General features: G+C 63.3%; 1 protein-coding gene. It reads left to right on the forward strand.

Going from position 1 to position 1,362, the window contains the following annotated elements; translation table 11 throughout:
• Positions 1-923 (forward strand): GLUG motif-containing protein (locus AC1D0Z_RS21855; protein WP_477660248.1); only part of this gene is annotated, 923 nt, incomplete at its 5' end.
• Positions 924-1,362 lie beyond the last annotated feature (439 nt).

Raw genomic sequence — 1,362 nt, forward strand, 5'->3', positions numbered from 1 at the left:
ACCTCTTCATCAACCGCCCGGGCGACAACTTCGTCGGCCTGTTCGGCCTGACGCAGAGCACCAGCATCCAGAACCTCGGACTGGTGGGCGGCAGCATCACCGGCGCCGACTTTGTAGGCGCCATCGCGGGGCAAGGCTGCTGCACCACCTTCAACAACGTCTACAGCACGGCATCGGTCCAGGGCAACGACGAGGTTGGAGGCCTGGTGGGCGAACTCAGCCAGGGCGGCATCACCGACGCGTACGCCAGCGGCGCCGTGAGCGGCGCCGACAAGGTGGGCGGACTGGTCGGCAGCTCGCTGGACGGCACCATCACGCGCGCCTACAGCACTGGCCGGGTCACCGCCACCGGCATGGCAGGTGGGCTGGTGGCCGAACAATCCGGAACAGCGGTGACGAACAACAGCTATTGGGACATTGGCACTTCAGGGCAAGCCACCAGCGCGGGCGGCGCCGGTAAGACCAGTGCGCAGATGGTGCAGGCCAGCACTTTCAGCGGCTGGGACATCGCGACCCAAGGCGGCTCCACGGCGACATGGCGCGTTTACGAGGGCCAGACCGGCCCGCTGCTGCGCAGCTTCCTGCTGCCGATCGCGCTGTCCGACACCAGCGTGGCCTACAACGGTGCGCAGCAGTCGGGCGCCGGTGCGCCGGGCGTCACGGCCGCCAGCGGCACCAGCCCCGGCAGCTACTTCGCCTGGTCGGGCCAGGAGGGCTATGACATCACAGGCGGCACGCTGACGATCAGGTCAGCCGGTTCGGGCGGCAACTTCCTGATCGACGAGGCCTACCGCAGCGCGATGATCTACCTGGCCGGCGTGAACCGCTCCGCGAACCCCCGCATCGGCCCCAGCCCCGATGCCCTGGTCGATGCCCTGAGGACGGCCGCCGCCGAAGCCGGCAACACGGGTGAAGACGAGTAAGCGTCAAGCTGGCGGTGGAGGACAGGAAACCCTTCCTGGCTTCTCGTCATGCGATACCGCCAAGGAAGGCGCTGCGGATTGGTTGCTATCTTTTTAATAGCTGGTTGCGCCCGTCCTTATTGACTAAAGCATGATTCTTGCCGGGAAATCGCTCCCGGAAATGCCCCTTTGGGCATCTGCACATCAGGCAGGGCCGGAAAACTGCTTTTCAGACAATTCCTGYCTGTTTTTAATGCCAAAAGTGCCTCCGGGGCAATGTGGACTTGCGCAAGCAGCTATTAAAAAGATAGCGAAAGATCTTTCGGCGCGCACCCATCATGGGTCCCTGTTTCCGCACCGATACGCCGGTGTTGAAACGCCACAAACAGTCGTTTTCTTGTGCCTTCCAGCAGTCAATTCATGGATACTTATGGTTACCTTCACGGGGCCCAAGTTACCC

Source organism: Polaromonas sp. P1_E3 (genome assembly GCF_056405935.1).